This window comes from Pseudomonas kuykendallii (assembly GCF_900106975.1).
Taxonomy (GTDB): Bacteria; Pseudomonadota; Gammaproteobacteria; order Pseudomonadales; family Pseudomonadaceae; genus Pseudomonas_O; species Pseudomonas_O kuykendallii.
Genome location: NZ_FNNU01000005.1, coordinates 213,924 through 229,634 on the forward strand (window position 1 = coordinate 213,924; position 15,711 = coordinate 229,634).

At 63.3% G+C, this 15,711-nt stretch carries 16 protein-coding genes and 3 tRNA genes; 14 read left to right on the forward strand and 5 right to left on the reverse strand.

Features of this window, described 5'->3' with window-relative positions:
- Nucleotides 1-60: 60 nt before the first annotated feature.
- Complete coding sequence (locus BLV15_RS16835; RefSeq protein ID WP_090230819.1) at nt 61-744, reverse strand: GNAT family N-acetyltransferase; 684 nt, start codon at nt 742-744, stop codon at nt 61-63.
- A 127-nt stretch (nt 745-871) separates the two neighbouring features.
- Here BLV15_RS16835 and xthA point away from each other — a divergent pair, with 127 nt between their 5' ends.
- The 3 genes from xthA to BLV15_RS16850 all read left to right on the forward strand — a co-directional run bounded on the left by xthA (nt 872) and on the right by BLV15_RS16850 (nt 3,446).
- Nucleotides 872-1,684, forward strand: a complete 813-nt coding sequence (xthA, locus tag BLV15_RS16840) for an exodeoxyribonuclease III (protein ID WP_090230822.1) — start codon at nt 872-874, stop codon at nt 1,682-1,684.
- An 81-nt stretch (nt 1,685-1,765) separates the two neighbouring features.
- On the forward strand, nt 1,766-3,145 hold the full coding sequence (locus BLV15_RS16845) for a substrate-binding domain-containing protein (RefSeq protein ID WP_090230823.1): 1,380 nt from the start codon (nt 1,766-1,768) through the stop codon (nt 3,143-3,145).
- An 88-nt stretch (nt 3,146-3,233) separates the two neighbouring features.
- Complete coding sequence (locus tag BLV15_RS16850; RefSeq protein ID WP_090230826.1) at nt 3,234-3,446, forward strand: hypothetical protein; 213 nt, start codon at nt 3,234-3,236, stop codon at nt 3,444-3,446.
- A 34-nt stretch (nt 3,447-3,480) separates the two neighbouring features.
- Here the strand turns inward: BLV15_RS16850 and BLV15_RS16855 are convergent, their stop codons facing one another.
- Together BLV15_RS16855 and BLV15_RS16860 are read right to left on the reverse strand one after the other, a co-directional pair.
- Nucleotides 3,481-3,747 (reverse strand): DUF3509 domain-containing protein, encoded by a 267-nt coding sequence (locus BLV15_RS16855; RefSeq protein WP_090230828.1) that lies wholly within the window; start codon nt 3,745-3,747, stop codon nt 3,481-3,483.
- A gap of 238 nt (nt 3,748-3,985) precedes the next feature.
- Nucleotides 3,986-4,657, reverse strand: a complete 672-nt coding sequence (locus BLV15_RS16860) for a Bax inhibitor-1/YccA family protein (RefSeq protein WP_090230831.1) — start codon at nt 4,655-4,657, stop codon at nt 3,986-3,988.
- A gap of 129 nt (nt 4,658-4,786) precedes the next feature.
- Here BLV15_RS16860 and BLV15_RS16865 point away from each other — a divergent pair.
- The 6 genes from BLV15_RS16865 (at nt 4,787) to BLV15_RS16890 (ending at nt 8,332) form a co-directional block, all read left to right on the forward strand.
- Nucleotides 4,787-4,874 (forward strand) — tRNA-Ser (locus BLV15_RS16865).
- Between the two features lie 130 nt (nt 4,875-5,004).
- The gene (gene gacA, locus BLV15_RS16870; RefSeq protein ID WP_090230834.1) at nt 5,005-5,649 is read left to right on the forward strand and encodes a response regulator transcription factor GacA; all 645 of its coding nucleotides are present in this window, start codon (nt 5,005-5,007) and stop codon (nt 5,647-5,649) included.
- A 2-nt stretch (nt 5,650-5,651) separates the two neighbouring features.
- Entirely contained in the window at nt 5,652-7,478 is a 1,827-nt protein-coding gene (gene uvrC, locus BLV15_RS16875) for an excinuclease ABC subunit UvrC (RefSeq protein ID WP_090230837.1), read from the forward strand.
- A gap of 33 nt (nt 7,479-7,511) precedes the next feature.
- Nucleotides 7,512-8,072 carry a CDP-diacylglycerol--glycerol-3-phosphate 3-phosphatidyltransferase gene (pgsA, locus tag BLV15_RS16880; protein ID WP_090230839.1) on the forward strand — a complete coding sequence of 187 codons (561 nt, stop codon included), beginning with the start codon at nt 7,512-7,514 and terminating at the stop codon, nt 8,070-8,072.
- Between the two features lie 65 nt (nt 8,073-8,137).
- Nucleotides 8,138-8,213: transfer RNA gene (locus BLV15_RS16885), tRNA-Gly, on the forward strand.
- Between the two features lie 45 nt (nt 8,214-8,258).
- Nucleotides 8,259-8,332 (forward strand) — tRNA-Cys (locus tag BLV15_RS16890).
- A gap of 969 nt (nt 8,333-9,301) precedes the next feature.
- Here BLV15_RS16890 and BLV15_RS16895 read toward each other — a convergent pair.
- Both BLV15_RS16895 and BLV15_RS16900 read right to left on the reverse strand, forming a co-directional pair.
- Nucleotides 9,302-10,354, reverse strand: a complete 1,053-nt coding sequence (locus tag BLV15_RS16895) for a phage portal protein (protein ID WP_090230842.1) — start codon at nt 10,352-10,354, stop codon at nt 9,302-9,304.
- Nucleotides 10,354-12,114: a terminase ATPase subunit family protein gene (locus BLV15_RS16900; RefSeq protein WP_090230845.1), complete on the reverse strand. Its 1,761-nt coding sequence runs from the start codon at nt 12,112-12,114 to the stop codon at nt 10,354-10,356. The genes BLV15_RS16895 and BLV15_RS16900 overlap by 1 nt, the downstream gene beginning before the upstream one ends.
- Nucleotides 12,115-12,266: 152 nt before the next feature.
- Between BLV15_RS16900 and BLV15_RS16905 the strand changes: the two genes are divergently transcribed.
- From BLV15_RS16905 to BLV15_RS16925, 5 genes are all read left to right on the forward strand, one after another.
- Nucleotides 12,267-13,148, forward strand: a complete 882-nt coding sequence (locus tag BLV15_RS16905) for a GPO family capsid scaffolding protein (RefSeq protein ID WP_090230849.1) — start codon at nt 12,267-12,269, stop codon at nt 13,146-13,148.
- 45 nt (nt 13,149-13,193) lie between these two features.
- Nucleotides 13,194-14,201, forward strand: coding sequence for a phage major capsid protein, P2 family (locus BLV15_RS16910; RefSeq protein WP_090230851.1), 1,008 nt, complete (start codon nt 13,194-13,196; stop codon nt 14,199-14,201).
- Nucleotides 14,202-14,212: 11 nt separating this feature from the next.
- Nucleotides 14,213-14,914: a phage terminase small subunit gene (locus tag BLV15_RS16915; protein ID WP_090230854.1), complete on the forward strand. Its 702-nt coding sequence runs from the start codon at nt 14,213-14,215 to the stop codon at nt 14,912-14,914.
- 104 nt (nt 14,915-15,018) lie between these two features.
- On the forward strand, nt 15,019-15,480 hold the full coding sequence (locus BLV15_RS16920) for a head completion/stabilization protein (protein ID WP_090230856.1): 462 nt from the start codon (nt 15,019-15,021) through the stop codon (nt 15,478-15,480).
- Nucleotides 15,480-15,689, forward strand: a complete 210-nt coding sequence (locus BLV15_RS16925) for a tail protein X (protein WP_090230858.1) — start codon at nt 15,480-15,482, stop codon at nt 15,687-15,689. Before BLV15_RS16920 ends, BLV15_RS16925 begins: the two co-directional genes overlap by 1 nt.
- Nucleotides 15,690-15,711: the final 22 nt, after the last annotated feature.

The following is a 15,711-nucleotide window of genomic DNA, read 5'->3' on the forward strand; positions in this document are numbered from 1 at the left end:
CGGATGCTACCATGCAAGCGGGCTCGATCCGGCAACCCTTGGTCGCGCTAACCCCTCGAATTATCGAAGATTTTCCCCTGTCGGGAAATCCGGGGCGCCGTCGTGCGCGGCGACCGGAGCGTTCGCATGGAGGAAGACGTGCTCGCGAATCGGCCCGATCGCCACTTCGCCGATCTCCTGGTAACCCTGGCGCCGATAGAACTCCAGATAGCGGGTGTTGCCGGTATCCAGCACCACGCCTTGCGACGCGCTGTCCCCGGCGCACCAGGCGTGCACGGCCTCGAGCATCTGCTCGCCGTAGTGCAGGCCCTGGCAGCGCGGATGGATGCCGATCAGCGGCAAGACGTGGAACGGGCCGGGCGGCAGGCAGGCCAGCACGGCCGCGTGGTAGTCGAGGTAACGCTGGGTGCAGCGCAATCCGGTGGTCAGCAGCATGCGCATGCGCCACACCCAGCTCTCGGTGATCTCCAGCCGGCGTTGCGGCGGCGCGATCAGCGCGACACCGATCAGCCTGTCCTCCACCAGCAGGCCGATCGCCGGCAGGTCCTCACTGAAATGCTGATTCACCAGTTCGCGAACGGTGGCGCGCACGCGATGGTCGTAGCCCGGCCGCTCGGCTTCGAACAGGTAGGCGAAGGTGGGTTCGTGGCGATAGGCCTGGTACAGCAGCGAGCGCGCCTCGCGCGCGTAGCCGCTGTCGAGGAAGCGCGTCGTGGCGGGCGCGGCGGGTTGAGTTGCGGGCATGGCGATCGACCTCTCTAGTTATGGTTATGGGTCTTCGCTGACGTTAGCAGCGTCATGGGCGGGCCGCCAGCGCTGGCTGGCGCGGCGCCGGATGGGCTAGCATCGGGGTTTTACTAGGAGTCCCGCGATGAAAGTCGTTTCCTTCAATATCAACGGCCTGCGCGCACGTCCTCACCAACTGGCGGCATTGGTCGAAAAACATCGCCCGGACATCATTGGCCTGCAGGAAACCAAGGTCTCCGACGACCAGTTCCCCTTCGCCGAAGTCGAGGCGCTGGGTTACCACGTGCATTTCCACGGGCAGAAAGGTCATTACGGAGTTGCGCTGATGTCCCTGGCGAAGCCGCTGGAGGTGTTCAAGGGCTTCCCCGGCGATGACGAGGAATCCCAGCGGCGCTGGATCGGCGGCACCTTCGCCGATGCGGACGGCCAGCTGGTCCATGTGTTCAACGGTTACTTCCCCCAGGGCGAAAGTCGCGACCATCCGGTGAAGTTCCCGGCCAAGACGCGTTTCTATGCCGACCTGCAGCGCCTGCTTGAGGAGCGCTTCCAGCCCGACCATCGCCTGCTGGTGATGGGCGACTTCAACATCTCGCCGCAGGATTGCGACATCGGCATCGGTGCCGACAACGCCAGGCGCTGGTTGCGTACCGGCAAGTGCAGCTTCCTGCCCGAGGAGCGCGAGTGGCTCGAGAAGCTAAAGAGCTGGGGGCTGGCGGATACCTTCAGATTGCAGAATCCGACCGTGGAAGACCGCTTCAGCTGGTTCGACTACCGCAGCCGCGGTTTCGAGGACGAACCCAAGCGCGGCCTGCGCATCGACCTGATCATGGCTTCCAGGCCGCTGCAGGAACGCATCCTCGCCACCGGCGTCGACTATGAGTTGCGCGCGATGGAGAAGCCTTCCGACCACGCGCCGGTGTGGCTCGAACTGAGCTGACCGGTTTTTTTCGGCTGTCATATGGGCGACATGCAACTGACTTAGTCTGCCGGCACCTCCTCTCCAACAGGTGCCTGCCGCATGTCCAACGTGTCCGATCACGAAGCCGATACCTGGAGCCGCGTGCTCGGCATGCTGATCCTCGGCTTCGTCTGCTACGCCCTGCCCTGGTCGGTGTTCGCTGCCTTGCCGATCCCCGAGGGCAACGCCCCGCTCCTGCGCATCCAGGGCTCCAATACCATCGGTGCGCGCCTGGCGCCGGCGCTGGTCGAAGGGCTGATGCGCCAGCAGGGTCTGCTCATGGTGCGCAGCCAGCCCGGCCCGGCGGATAACGAGCAGCGCATATCGGCGCGCACTGCCGAGGGCCGCGAAGTGCACGTGGACATCGCCGCCCACGGCTCCAGCACGGGGTTCGTCGCCCTTCAACAAGGCCGCGCCGAGCTGGCCGCCTCGTCCCGACCGATCAAGGACAGCGAAGTCGCCGCACTCGCCGAACTGGGCGACCTGCGCAGCCGCTCCGCGGAACAGGTGATCGGTATCGACGGCCTGGCGATCCTCGTACATCCCGACAACGGTCTGAAAAGCCTGACCAGCGAGCAACTGGCGAAGGTGTTCGCCGGCGAGATTCGTGACTGGGCGGCCCTCGGTGGCAAGGCCGGAGCGATCCATCTGTATGCGCGGGACGACAAGTCCGGCACCTTCGATACCTTCAAGGAACTGGTGCTGGTCGCCAGCGGCAAGGCCCTGGCGCCGGACGCCGCGCGTTTCGAATCCAGCGACCGGCTCTCCGAGACCGTCGCCGGTGATCCGCAGGGCATCGGTTTCGCCGGACTGGCCTCGGTGGGCAGGGCCAAGACGCTGGCGATTTCCGCCGGAGAGTCGCAAGCCATGGAACCCTCGGTCAGCCTGATCGCCACCGAGGACTATCCGCTCTCGCGTCGGTTGTTCCTTTACAACGCCCCGGAGGAGAACAACCCCTGGGTGCTGGCGCTGGTCGCCTTCGCCCACAGCGCCGCGGGGCAGGCGATTGTCGCTAAGGTAGGGTTCGTCGCCCAGGACGTGCGTGCCATGCAGGTCGCCGCCGCGCCGGCCATGCCTGCGGAGTATTTCCAGCTGGCCAGCGAAGCCCAGCGCCTGTCGGTGAATTTCCGTTTCCAGTACGGCAGTGCCCGGCTGGACAACAAGGCCCAGCGGGACATCGATCGCGTTACCGACTACCTGCGACAGAACGACAAACTCTACAAACGCACGGTGCTGGTCGGCTTCGCGGACGACAAGGTCGACCCGCAACGCGCCTCGCTGCTGTCCAAACTGCGCGCCATGGCGGTGCGCCGCGAACTGTCGAAGGCAGGCGTGATCTTCCGCGACGTCACCGGCCTCGGTGACGAAATGCCGGTGGCCGCCAACAGTGCAGACGAGGGACGTATCAAGAACCGTCGTGTGGAAGTCTGGGTTTACTGAGGCGCGACCGATTCAACCCGCTGTTCGGATCGCGTAGTCTTCCGCCCATCGCGCCATCTGCTGCGCGACAGGGAATCGGAATCCGCTCATGGTGGTTCGCATCGAGGTACGTGAGGAACATGGCCAACGGCGGTGGCAGGTCCGCGCCGGACGACGCTGCCTGACCTTCCAGGACGAGCATGCTGCTCGCCATTTCGCTGCGCAATTGCAGGTGCGCCTGCAATGGCTGACGGAGCGCTCGGGCGGGCTGAACACCTCCCCGACTTCGACCCCGGAAACGCAACGGCCCGACAGCGATTGACGCTGTCGGGCCGTTTTTCAACCAACTCCAGCGTTCAGGGATGCTGGGCGACCGCCTGACGCTGGGATTGCATGGCGGCGATTTCGGCGACCACACCACCGGCCTGGGCGATGTCGCGGCGAATCGCGCTGAGGAGCCATTCGACACGAACCGGAGCACTCAACTGGGGCGACGGGATCACCCGAGTGACCTGCATGCCGTCCTTCTCCAGCGACAGCAGCTGGCTGCCATCCGGACGCTGGGTAGCGGTTACGGTGTAGTCGGGAAAGGCGGAAATGATTGGCTGCAGGGAGATGGTCATTGTTCTACTCCGAAGGGGGTGGGGCCAGGACTCGCATCTCTAAAGCAGCCTTCATGCCAAATCCGTTTCACCCTTAAACCCTTTGTTTATCAGGGGGCTGAGAGCGTCGCTCGCGGTACCGTCATTTATTCTGCAATGTCGGCGCGAAACACTCATGCATTTTGCAGGGTCCGACGCACCACCTTTCTCCAGGCATGAAAAAGCCCGCCGAAGCGGGCTTCATTCATCGCGGCCAGGATCAGTCGTCGCGACCGAAGATGCCGAAGATCTGCAACAGGCTGATGAACAGGTTGTAGATCGACACGTAGAGGCTGATGGTCGCCATGATGTAGTTACGCTCGCCACCATGGATGATCGCACTCGTCTGCAACAGGATCGCCGCCGAGGAGAACAGCACGAAGCCAGCGCTGATCGCGAGCTGCAGGCCGCTGATCTGGAAGAACATGCTGACCAGCACAGCACCGAGCAGGACGAAGAAGCCCGCAGTGATGAAACCGGCGAGGAAGCTCATGTCCTTGCGGGTTGTGAGCACATAGGCCGACAGGCCGAAAAACACCAGCGCGGTCATGGCGAATGCCGAGCTGATGACCTCGGCGCCATTGCTCATACCCATATAGCGGTTGAGGATCGGGCCGAGCGTGTAGCCCATGAACCCGGTCAGGGCGAAGGTCGACAGCAATCCCCAGGCGGAATCGCGGAGTTTCACGGTCAGGAAGAACAGCCCGTAGAAACCTGCCAGCACGATGAGGAAGTTCGGGTAGCCCACGCGCATCTGCTGCGCGACGAACGCGACCAGACCGCTGAATGCCAGGGTCATGGCCAGTAGCCCGTAGGTGTTGCGCAGAACTCGACCGACCTCGGCCTGTTCGACTTGCACCTGACTGTTCAGGGAGTATTCACGATCTTGCATGGCAACGCTCCTGTAAAAATGGGTCCTGCGGCAAGGATGAACGGATCATAACAAAGGCTCGCCCGCTGCCAAGGCACAGTGTTTGACAGCGTGTTGCGATCCGGTACTATTGCCGCCCGCAATACCTGCGGAAGTGTGGCCGAGTGGTTTAAGGCAGCGGTCTTGAAAACCGCCGACTGTAACAGGTCCCAGAGTTCGAATCTCTGCGCTTCCGCCATTCATCTGCCGCGTCTCCCTCTCCTATGTCCGCTGGTCATCCCGTTACCTGCACCGCGCTAGGTGACGCTTCGGCTTTTTGTTAAGGTGACGCGATGCCGTGAAAACGGCGTTGTGCAACGAGGTGTCGCTTGATTAGGGTCCTGGTGGTCGACGATCACGATCTGGTACGTACGGGCATTACCCGAATGCTCGCAGATATAGAAGGTCTGCAAGTCATCGGTCAGGCCGACAGCGGCGAGCTGGCGCTGAAGAAAGCGCGCGAACTCAAGCCTGACATCGTTCTCATGGACATCAAGATGCCCGGTATCGGCGGTCTGGAAGCGACACGCAAGCTGTTGCGCAGCCAGCCGGACGTCAAGGTGATCGCGGTGACCATCTGCGAAGAAGACCCCTTCCCCACGCGCCTGCTGCAGGCCGGTGCCGCCGGTTACCTGACCAAGGGCGCCGCGCTCGAGGAGATGGTCCAGGCCATTCGCCTGGTCTTCGCCGGGCAGCGCTACATCAGTCCGCAAATCGCACAGCAACTGGCGCTCAAGTCGTTCCAGCCACAGGTCAACGGTTCGCCGTTCGACCTGCTCTCCGAACGCGAGATCCAGATCGCGCTGATGATCGCCAACTGCCAGAAGGTGCAGAGCATCTCCGACAAGCTCTGCCTGTCGCCGAAGACGGTGAACACCTACCGTTATCGCATCTACGAGAAGCTCTCGATCACCAGCGATGTGGAATTGGCCCTGCTGGCGGTGCGCCACGGCATGGTCGACACCATCAATTGACGATGTCGCACGCGTTCGACCCCAGCGCCTTCCTCGCCCACTGCAGCGGTCGCCCCGGCGTTTACCGCATGTTCGACGCGGACGCCAAGCTGCTCTACGTCGGCAAGGCGAAGAACCTCAAGAAGCGCCTGGCCAGTTACTTCCGCAAGGTCGGCCTGGCGCCGAAGACCGCTGCCCTGGTGGCGCGCATCGCGCAGATCGAAACCACCATCACCGCCAACGAAACCGAGGCGCTGCTGCTGGAGCAGACGCTGATCAAGGAATGGCGGCCGCCGTACAACATCCTGCTGCGCGACGACAAATCCTACCCGTACGTCTTCCTTTCCAGCGAGGACGCGTTTCCTCGCCTGGGCATCCATCGCGGCGCGAAGAAGCAGAAGGGCCGCTATTTCGGCCCCTACCCCAGCGCCGGAGCGATTCGCGAGAGTCTCGGCCTGCTACAGAAGGCGTTCCTGGTCCGGCAATGCGAGGACAGCTACTACCGCAATCGCACGCGGCCGTGCCTGCAGTACCAGATCAAGCGCTGCAAGGGCCCTTGCGTGGGCCTGGTCGAGCCCGAGGAATATGCCGAGGACGTGCGCCATTCGGTGATGTTCCTCGAAGGCCGCAGCAACGCGCTGTCTGCCGAGCTGTCGGCGAACATGGAGCAGGCGGCGATGCGGCTGGACTTCGAACGGGCCGCCGAGCTGCGCGACAAGGCCGCCATCCTGCGTCGCGTGCAGGACCAGCAGAGCATGGAGGGCGGCACCGGCGACGTCGACGTGGTTGCGGCCATGGTCAACCCCGGCGGCGCCTGCGTGCACCTGATCAGCGTGCGCGGCGGGCGAGTGCTCGGCAGCAAGAACTTCTTCCCGCAGGTCGCCATCGAGGAAGACACCGGCGAGGTGCTCTATGCATTCCTTGCCCAGTACTACCTGACCAACAGCGAACGCGACCTGCCCAGCGAACTGATCGTCAACGTGCTCCACGATGATTACCCGACGCTGCTCTCGGCGATCCACGAACTGCGTGGGCGCGAACTCGACATCAGCCACCGGGTGCGGGGCACGCGCGCGCGCTGGCAGGCGCTGGCGGTGACCAACGCCGAGCAGGCACTGGCGGCGCGACTGGCGAACCGGCAACACCTCAGCGCGCGCTTCGACGCCCTGGCCGAAGCGCTCGGCCTCGACGAACCGCCACAACGCCTGGAGTGCTACGACATCAGCCATTCCAGCGGCGAAGCGACGGTGGCGTCCTGCGTGGTGTTCGGCCCGGAAGGTCCGTTAAAGTCCGACTATCGCCGCTACAACATCGAAGGCGTCACCGCGGGCGACGATTACGCCGCCATGCACCAGGCACTGACCCGGCGCTTCAGCAAGTTGAAGGAAGGTGAAGGCAAGCTGCCGGACGTGCTGCTGGTCGACGGCGGCAAGGGGCAGCTGACGATGGCCCAGGAGGTGCTCCAGGAGCTGGCGGTACCGGATCTGATCCTGCTTGGCGTGGCGAAGGGCGTAACGCGCAAGCCAGGCCTGGAAACGCTGTACCTGAACGATGCGGCCCACGAATTCACCCTGCCAGGCGATTCACCTGCCCTGCACCTGATCCAGCAGATTCGCGACGAAGCGCACCGATTCGCCATCACCGGACACCGCGCGCGCCGCGGCAAGACCCGTCGCACCTCCACGCTGGAGGACGTCGCGGGCGTCGGGCCGAAGCGTCGAAGGGACCTGCTCAAGCACTTCGGCGGCCTGCAGGAGCTGGCCCGCGCCAGTGCCGAGGAAATCGCCAAAGCGCCCGGCGTCAGCAAAAAGCTCGCCGAGTCGATTTATGCAGCCCTGCACAGCGAGTAGAATACCGCTTCACTTAGCAGCCAGTTCGCGCCGATGAATATCCCAAATTTGCTCACCGTGTTGCGCGTTCTTCTGATCCCGGTCTTCATCCTCTTCTTCTATCTGCCGTTCTCCTGGAGCTATTGGGCGTCCAGCGGCGTATTCGCCATCGCTGCGGTCACCGACTGGTTCGATGGCTACCTCGCTCGCCGCCTGGAACAAAGCACGCCGTTCGGCGCCTTTCTCGATCCGGTGGCGGACAAGCTGATGGTCGCGGTCGCCCTCGTGCTGCTGGTCGAAGAGCACGCCACGCTGTGGCTGACGCTGCCGGCCGCGATCATCATCGGCCGCGAGATCGTGGTGTCCGCCCTGCGCGAATGGATGGCCGAGCTTGGCGCCCGCGCCCATGTCGCGGTGTCCAGCTGGGGTAAATGGAAGACTGCTGCGCAGATGGCCGCGCTGATCATCCTGCTGGCCAACCCGCCAGTAATGAGCAACTGGGTGCTGCTCGGTTTCGTCCTGCTGATCATCTCCGCGGTGCTGACGCTGTGGTCGATGCTGCAATACCTGATCGCCGCATGGCCGCATCTGAGCATCAACCCTGAAAAGAAATAAACTTTTTTGAATCAAGGGGTTGACGGGGCGTTCCGAATCGCTAGAATGGCGCCCGTCACCAAGACGCGGGAATAGCTCAGTTGGTAGAGCACGACCTTGCCAAGGTCGGGGTCGCGAGTTCGAGTCTCGTTTCCCGCTCCAGTTTGTTGACGTTGACGCCGCAGTTTGCGGCGTCTTCGTTTTTGAGGCCGGTTGGCAGAGTGGTTATGCAGCGGATTGCAAATCCGTGTACGCCGGTTCGATTCCGACATCGGCCTCCATTATGAAAGCCCCGTAGATCAAGCATCTACGGGGTTTTTTCATTTCTGCGCCCCTCTCCCATTTCCGCAACTATCGACGATCATTTCCGCAACCCAGCTGCTGAGTCTGCTGTTGCGAGGGCACGCAGATGGCACAGCGGACAGAGCTTGCGACTAGCAAGCGAGGACCATGAATCCGACCCTCCAGCTGAGACTCCGAAATTTAGGTTGAGGGCTGGGAAAAAGGTAATTTTGGTAAGGGGGGATTCAGCTTTACTTCATAAGTTATACGTATCAATGAGTTATGGAGGTTTCTTAAAGGTAATAAAATGGTAATTTCGAGGTCAGGTGCTTACCTTTTCGGCTGTAAGAATGTCCATTTTGAAAATCCTTTACAAACAGACACTTAGGAAAAAATTACCTTTCTCCTTACCTTAGATTACCCTCCGAGGTAATCGCTGTACCCTTAGAGCCACGCGGGTTTCAGCCGAGTTTCGAACCCTCCTTACCAAAATTACCTGTTTTGAATGCCACCTCTGGAAATCGGCGTGGAAGCCCTTTTCCCGCCCCGAGGTGATGACAACCTTCGCAGGGTTCCGCAGGCATTTCCCAGCCTGTCCGGTCGCAGCAAGCCCCCGTCCTGAGCCGCAGAGAGGCATCCGCAGGGCTGCAGTGAAAGCCACCTATTTAGCCCGCAGGCGTGGCGGGGGGACGACGGCGCGCCGTGGGGTCCGCCTGGTGCCCGGCGACGCCCCCGCGTTCGACCGGCGAGCCTCGGGCCCCGGTCCCTGCCTCGCCCCAGTCGCACGCCGAGCGGAAGACCTGAAACCCGCGTCATTGCTGGGCCGCAGGCGTGTTTCTGCTGGACGAAAAGCCACCGCTATGGCATGATTTGATGGGTTTTTTCATGCTGCTGACCGGTCGAAATCCTTCCGCGCGGGCACAAAAAAGCCGCCCGAGAAGGCGGCTTGTTGGTGAAGCTGATCGGCGTTAGCTGCTGGCAGTGGGCACGAACTCCTTGAAGCGAATCACCTCCTCCCCCAGCCACTCGTTGATCGGCTCGAAGCGGTACTGCAGCGGCTCCAGCTCGTTCGCCATCCACACCTCAGTGGCCTCCTTCGCCGAGCCGAATCCGCCTGCGTTCTGCGGCACCACAGCCAGGCACTGCAGCGGAATGCGCTGAGCGGCCAGCAGATCGTCGCGGCTGATGTTCTTGATGTTGTTGAACTCATCCTTCGCCGACACCTCACTCACCGGGATGAGCTGCATGCCGTCCTTCTTCCCACCTGGTGCGTACACCAACATGTTCTTGAAGTTGCCCGGGCCCTTTGAGTTCTTCAGCGCCGTGCGCAGGTTGTTGATGTCGTCCTCGTTGTGGGCGTTGTCGGTGATGTAGAGGATGAACCCGGCGTGGCTTCCGTTCTGGTAGTACTTGCGGCGGAACAGTGTTGCCGACTCGTTTAGCAGCGCGCTCTGCAGGGCTGATAGCCACTCGGGCAGCCCGTAGATTTCCTGGTTGATATCCGTCTCGCGCAGCTGGCACACCGTGCCACGGGCGAATTCGTGTTCCTGCCGCCAGCCGCGGACCATGAAGTAGCTGTCCAGATCCACCCCGCGCCGCATGTACTTCGCCAGCGAGGGCTGCAGGCCGATCGCCTGGCGCAGCATGTTGTCGCGCTTCTCCAGGTAAGCGTTGCCGAACGAAAGCCAGTCCATCGCCAGCTGCCCGAACGCCTGGCGGCTCAGCAGCCGATGCGGGATGAACATCTTCTCCAGCTGGTTACGCTTGAACTGGATGCCCGACTGCAGATGCACCGAGGCGCGCACGCTCTTCGCCAGCCCATCCAGGGACAGCGGCGGTTCATACCACCGCCCATTGGCCCAGCACTCGATGTAATCGAGGATCTCCCGCCCATCCAGTACCGGCGTCGGGTCCCCGAAGCTGAACGACTCGATACCGCCACCCGCCTGGCCTGTCGGGATGAATTCCTGCCGTGGCACGCTCGCCACCTGCTGCCTGTTGCCGCGGCTTTTCTTACTCATCAGAACGTCTCCATGAAGCCGCTGTTCGTGCCGGTCTGGCCCTCCAGCGGCTCGTTGTGCAATGCGTGGAAGAGCGCCCACGCCAGATCCGCGTGGCCGGTGTTATCGGTGCGCCCGGCGGTGTAGGTGAATTGGCGGCCGCTGGCCGTCACCGTCTTGCGGATGGCCATCAGCGCCTGGGCGAAATCGGTCCAGCCGGCGTCGAACTCCAGCCTGCCCTTGTGCAGCACGTCCCACGCCTTCATCACCAGGCGGGTTTTCACCTCCGGCGAGTAGCTGAACGTCGTCAGCCCGGGGAAGAACTGCCGCACCAACTGCGCCACGCCAGAGCCCATGCCGGTCACGTCGATGCCGATGTACGTCACCCAGTAGCGCCGCGTGACCTGGCGGATCGTCTCGGCCTGGGCGGCGAAATCCATCCCGCGGAACTGATGCCGCTCGAGCACACGGAATTTCCCGCCCGGTACAGCCGGCGGTGCCACCACCACCAGGCCAGCGGTATCGCCGGTTTCTGCGGGGTCGTAGCCCACCCACACCTGGCGATCGCCCAGCGGGCGCGCGGCGAACGGCTTATAGTCCTCGCCCCACACCACCCAGCTGTCCACCATGCACGGCTGCAGCATCTGGAGCGGGAAGATAGAAGCCCCGTCGTCGACGAACTGGCACATCAGCAGGTTCTGGAAGGCATCAGCCGCGTATTCCTGCCGCAGCTCATCGATGTCGAACAGATCACAGCCACGCGCCTCGGCGTCGAGGATCGTCACGATCTGCCGCCAGATCTTGTCTTCGCACAGCCGCCCCTGCTGTAGCGCGCCATGCGAGGTATCAACGCTGATCCGCTGCGCCGCGGGCTTGCCCTTGTTGAAGCGCTCCCCCGTCCAGAACGTGTAAGCCTCATGGGCCATGCTCGAGGGCGTTGAAAAATAAGTCCGGCGGTACTGCTTCTGCATCGCCATGCCCGAGGCGACCTTGTTCAGCTCGTTGAACTTGAACGTCCAGAAGAATTCGTCGAAGTAGAAATTGCCGTGGTAGCCCTGCGCGGTGCGCGCGTTGGTGCCCAGGAAGTGCAGCTCGGCACCGTTGGCCAGAATGATCGGGTCACCCGTCAGCTCAACGCCGCACACCTCGCGGGCGAACGCCTGGATGTACGCCTTGAAGATATGCGCCTGGTTCTTCGACGCGGACAGGAAAATCTGGTTACGCCCGGTGACCAGGGCGTCAATCAACGCTTCGCGGGCGAAGTAAAACGTGGCGCCAATCTGCCGGCTCTTCAGGATCGCCCGGGTGCGCTGGTTTCCCGCCCGGTACCAGTCCAGCTGATAGCCGAAACAGCCATCGATGAATGCCTGGGTAAGCTGCTCGACCTCCTCTTCGCTGAACGCGTTGCGGCTGGGTTTCTTCTTCGGCCCGGCGTTGCGCGCATCCAGCTTCGGGTTGAGTTCCGCCTCGGTACCGCCGCCCTGGAAGCGCTGGATTCGCGCCTGCCGCTCCAGTTGGCGGTGCAACAGGTCGATTTCCTTGAAGTCACCGCCGGTCTTCGCGTCCTTCAGGATCAGCTGCACCAGGCGCGCTTCCAGCGCCCCGCCGATCCGCTCCACGTTGTCCGAGCGGTCCCACTCGTCGCGACTCTTCCAGCTGTGGACCGTGCGGTCCTTCTCGCCCAGGAACTCAGCGATTTCGGTGATGCGCCAGCCCATCCAGTACAGAAATTTGGCCTGGCGGCGGTTGTCGCGGATCGGAATCTGAACGGTATCGGTCATGGCGGCGATGCTGCCGTCACGCGCGCGAACACCTGTAGCCCGGGGCTCTGTAGCTCTGCGCCCTACAAAGCCGGCTCGTTGCCCGCCAGCAGCGGCCTGCCGAACATGCCCTCAACGCTAACGCCATCAGCACAGCACCGAGGAATCAACGCATGGCCGGCAAAACCGACACCCCTGCCAAGAAATTTCGCTCCAAGTTTTTTCGCGTCGCCGTTGAGGGCGCCACCACCGATGGCCGCCAGATCGAACGCCAGTGGCTGATCGATGCCGCCGAGACCTACAGCGCCAACACCTACGCCGCCCGCGTCTGGCTCGAGCATTACCGCAGCACCCTGCCCGACAGCCCCTTCCGGGCCTATGGCGACGTCGTTGCGTTGAAGACCGAAGACGTCGAAATCGCTGGCGTGAAGAAGCTGGCTCTGTTCGCCCAGATCGACCCCACCAGCGACCTGATCGCCATGAACAAGGCGCGGCAGAAAATCTTCACCAGCATCGAGATCCGCCCCGAGTTCGCCGACAGCGGCCGGGCCTACCTGGATGGCATCGCGGTCACCGACAGCCCCGCCAGCCTGGGTACCGAGATGCTCACCTTCAGTGCTCAGCATCCGGACGCCAACCCGCTCAAGGGCCGCAAATCCAACCCGGCCAACCTGTTTTCCGAGGCCATCGAAGCCTCGCTGGAATTCGAGGAAATCGAGGACGAAGCGAACAAGGTCACCGGCCTGTTCAGCCGCGTGCTCGAGGCCCTCGGCAAGAGCAAGGACAAGGAAGGCAAGGACGCCGCTTCCTTCGCCGAGGTGACCGAATCCCTTGAGGCGGTCGCCGAGCACGTGGCCAATCAGGGCAAGGCCTTCGCCGCGGAGCAGGAGGCACGCACTGCCCTGCAGACGAAGCACGAAGCGCTGGCCGCCCAGTTCGCCGACCTGCTGAAAACGCTGGGATCGACCACCGCACCGAACAACCCAAGCAAGCCGCAGTTTTCGTCCCGGCCCCCGGCCACGGGCGGTGACGGCCGCATCGTCACCGACTGCTGATCCTCCCCACGGACCAAGCCCAGCCAAGGAACACCGGAGAAACCCATGCGTAACGAAACCCGCGCCCTGTTCAACGCCTACCTGCAGCAGCTCGCCCAGCTGCACGGCGTGCCCGACGTCACCACCAAGTTCGCCGCCGCCCCCGCCGTGGCTCAGACCCTGGAAACTCGCATCCAGGAATCCAGCGAATTCCTCAGCCGTATCAACATCTACGGCGTCAGCGACCAGATGGGCGAGAAAATCGGCCTCGGCGTCAACGGCACCATTGCCGGCACCACCGACACCGACACCAAGGACCGCGAAACCCGCGACCCGAGCGGCCTGGATAACCGCGGCTACGTCTGCACCCAGACCAACTTCGACACCCACCTGAAGTACGCGAAGCTGGACGCCTGGTCGAAATTCCCGGATTTCCAGAACCGCATTCGCGACGCGATCATCAAACTGATGGCGCTCAACCGCATCATGATCGGCTGGAACGGTACCAGCCGCGCGGCCACCTCCAACCCGGTCGCCAACCCGCTGCTGCAGGATGTGAACATCGGCTGGCTGCAGAAGATGCGCACCGAAAACGCCGCGCGCGTGATGAAGGAAGTCGTAGACGGCAGCAACAAGATTGCAATCGGCGCCGGCAAGGACTTCGAGAACATCGACGCCCTGGTCTTCGCCATGGTCAACGAGCTGCTCGAGCCCTGGTATCAGGAAGATCCGGATCTGGTCGTCGTCTGCGGCCGCAAAATCCTGGCCGACAAGTACTTCCCGATCATCAACAAGAACCAGGACCCGTCCGAGATGCTCGCGGCGGATGTCGTCACCAGCCAGAAGCGCATCGGCAACCTGCCGGCAGTGCGTGTGCCCTACTTCCCGGCCAACGGCCTGCTGGTCACTCGCCTGGACAACCTGTCGATCTACTGGCAGGAAGGCACCCGCCGCCGCACCGTCACGGACAACGCCAAGCGCGACCGCATCGAGAACTACGAATCGGTGAACGAAGCCTATGTCCTCGAGGACCTGGGCTGCGCGGGCCTCGCCGAAAACATCGAACTCAGCTGAGGCCGGCCACCATGACCAACCCCTGCCGCCGCCACTTCCAGCGCGTCACCGCCGCCCTCGCGGCGGCGGCAGTTGCTGGTCCGGAACAGACCATGGAAGGGCTCAACGCCTACGAGCAGCAACTCGCCAAACTCACCCAGGATCGGCTGCGCCTGTCGGGCATCCAGTCCACCGAAGGCAAGATCAAGCTCAAGGAGCAGCTGCTCCCCGAATACGCCCCCTACATCGAGGGCGTCCTCTCCGCCGGGCAAGGTGCCCAGGACGAAGTGCTGACCACCGTGATGGTCTGGCGCATCGACACCGGCGACTACGCCGGCGCCCTCGACATCGCCAGCTACGTGTTGCAGCACAAGCTGGTGATGCCCGATCGGTTCGAGCGCACCACCGGCTGCCTGATCGCCGAAGAGATCGCCGAAGGCGCCCTCAAGGCCATGCGCGCCGGCGAGGCCTTTGACCTCGAACTGCTGCACCGCACCGCCCTGGCTACCGAAGCTGAAGACATGCCCGACCAGGCACGCGCCAAACTGGTTCTGGCCACCGCCCGGGCAACCGTCGCCGGCCTCACCGTCGAAAACCCGGGCCAGCCCGGCCAGGTGCAGGCAGGTATCGACCTGTTCAAGCGGGCGATTGAGCTTTACGACAACTGCGGCGGGAAAACCGACCTGAAATCGTCCGAAGCCCTGCTGAAAAAACTTGCTGGCCCAGCCAGCTGACCGAGCCGTCCCCGGCAACCCCGGCGGCCCGGGGCTGATCAACAGGTCCTCTCCTTCCTCGTTGTGACGCCCCGGCCACCGCCGACCTATTCCGAGTCCTGAGCATGAGCGGCTTCGTTGCAGTCGGCACCAGCCCCGCCATCACCCTGACCAACGACGGCTTCTGGCCCGACGTCGACAGCGAAACCGTTCGTGCCTCCCTTCGCCTCGACGCCAGCGTCAGCGATGCCCGGCTGGAGATGGCCATCGTCGGCGCCATGCTTGAGGCCAACCGCGACCTGCACAGCCTCAAGTTCCGCCACCTGGCCGCCGGCCGTGAGCGCCTTGCGGATGTTCCTGCCTGCCAGATCAACGGCCAGAGCGAACTGGTGGTCACCTACCTGCGCGCCATCTACTGCGCCGCCGGTGCTGAACTGGCCGAGCGTTACCGCAGCTACGACAGCACCGGCCAAGGTGACCGCAACGCAGAGGCCCTGAGCCCCACCATCGACGAATACCGCCGCGATGCTCGCTACGCAATCCGCAGCCTGCTTGGCACCCCACGCAACACGGTGGAGCTGATCTGATGGCCAGCGTCCGCACCGTCCAGGGCGAAACCGTGGACGCCCTCTGCTGGCGTGTCTACGGCCGCACCGCCGCGGCAACCGAAGCCGTACTCGAGGCCAACCCCGGCCTGGCCGACTACGGCCCCGTGCTGCCGATCGGCTTGCTCGTCACCCTGCCCGACGCCGCGCCCCAGGCCGAGCAGACCGAAGTGGTGAACCTATGGGACTGACCCTCAACTGCGGACAACGGAC

Bases quoted from the DNA above. Each gene is read 5' to 3' on its own strand.
- BLV15_RS16905 (WP_090230849.1), top strand. From the start codon at position 12,267: ATGGCCGGCAAAACCGACACCCCTGCCAAGAAATTTCGCTCCAAGTTT.
- xthA (WP_090230822.1), top strand. From the start codon at position 872: ATGAAAGTCGTTTCCTTCAATATCAACGGCCTGCGCGCACGTCCTCAC.
- BLV15_RS16920 (WP_090230856.1), top strand. From the start codon at position 15,019: ATGAGCGGCTTCGTTGCAGTCGGCACCAGCCCCGCCATCACCCTGACC.
- BLV15_RS16910 (WP_090230851.1), top strand. From the start codon at position 13,194: ATGCGTAACGAAACCCGCGCCCTGTTCAACGCCTACCTGCAGCAGCTC.
- BLV15_RS16900 (WP_090230845.1), bottom strand. From the start codon at position 12,114: ATGACCGATACCGTTCAGATTCCGATCCGCGACAACCGCCGCCAGGCC.
- pgsA (WP_090230839.1), top strand. From the start codon at position 7,512: ATGAATATCCCAAATTTGCTCACCGTGTTGCGCGTTCTTCTGATCCCG.
- BLV15_RS16835 (WP_090230819.1), bottom strand. From the start codon at position 744: ATGCCCGCAACTCAACCCGCCGCGCCCGCCACGACGCGCTTCCTCGAC.
- BLV15_RS16850 (WP_090230826.1), top strand. From the start codon at position 3,234: ATGGTGGTTCGCATCGAGGTACGTGAGGAACATGGCCAACGGCGGTGG.
- BLV15_RS16925 (WP_090230858.1), top strand. From the start codon at position 15,480: ATGGCCAGCGTCCGCACCGTCCAGGGCGAAACCGTGGACGCCCTCTGC.
- uvrC (WP_090230837.1), top strand. From the start codon at position 5,652: ATGTCGCACGCGTTCGACCCCAGCGCCTTCCTCGCCCACTGCAGCGGT.
- BLV15_RS16860 (WP_090230831.1), bottom strand. From the start codon at position 4,657: ATGCAAGATCGTGAATACTCCCTGAACAGTCAGGTGCAAGTCGAACAG.
- BLV15_RS16845 (WP_090230823.1), top strand. From the start codon at position 1,766: ATGTCCAACGTGTCCGATCACGAAGCCGATACCTGGAGCCGCGTGCTC.
- BLV15_RS16915 (WP_090230854.1), top strand. From the start codon at position 14,213: ATGACCAACCCCTGCCGCCGCCACTTCCAGCGCGTCACCGCCGCCCTC.
- BLV15_RS16855 (WP_090230828.1), bottom strand. From the start codon at position 3,747: ATGACCATCTCCCTGCAGCCAATCATTTCCGCCTTTCCCGACTACACC.
- BLV15_RS16895 (WP_090230842.1), bottom strand. From the start codon at position 10,354: ATGAGTAAGAAAAGCCGCGGCAACAGGCAGCAGGTGGCGAGCGTGCCA.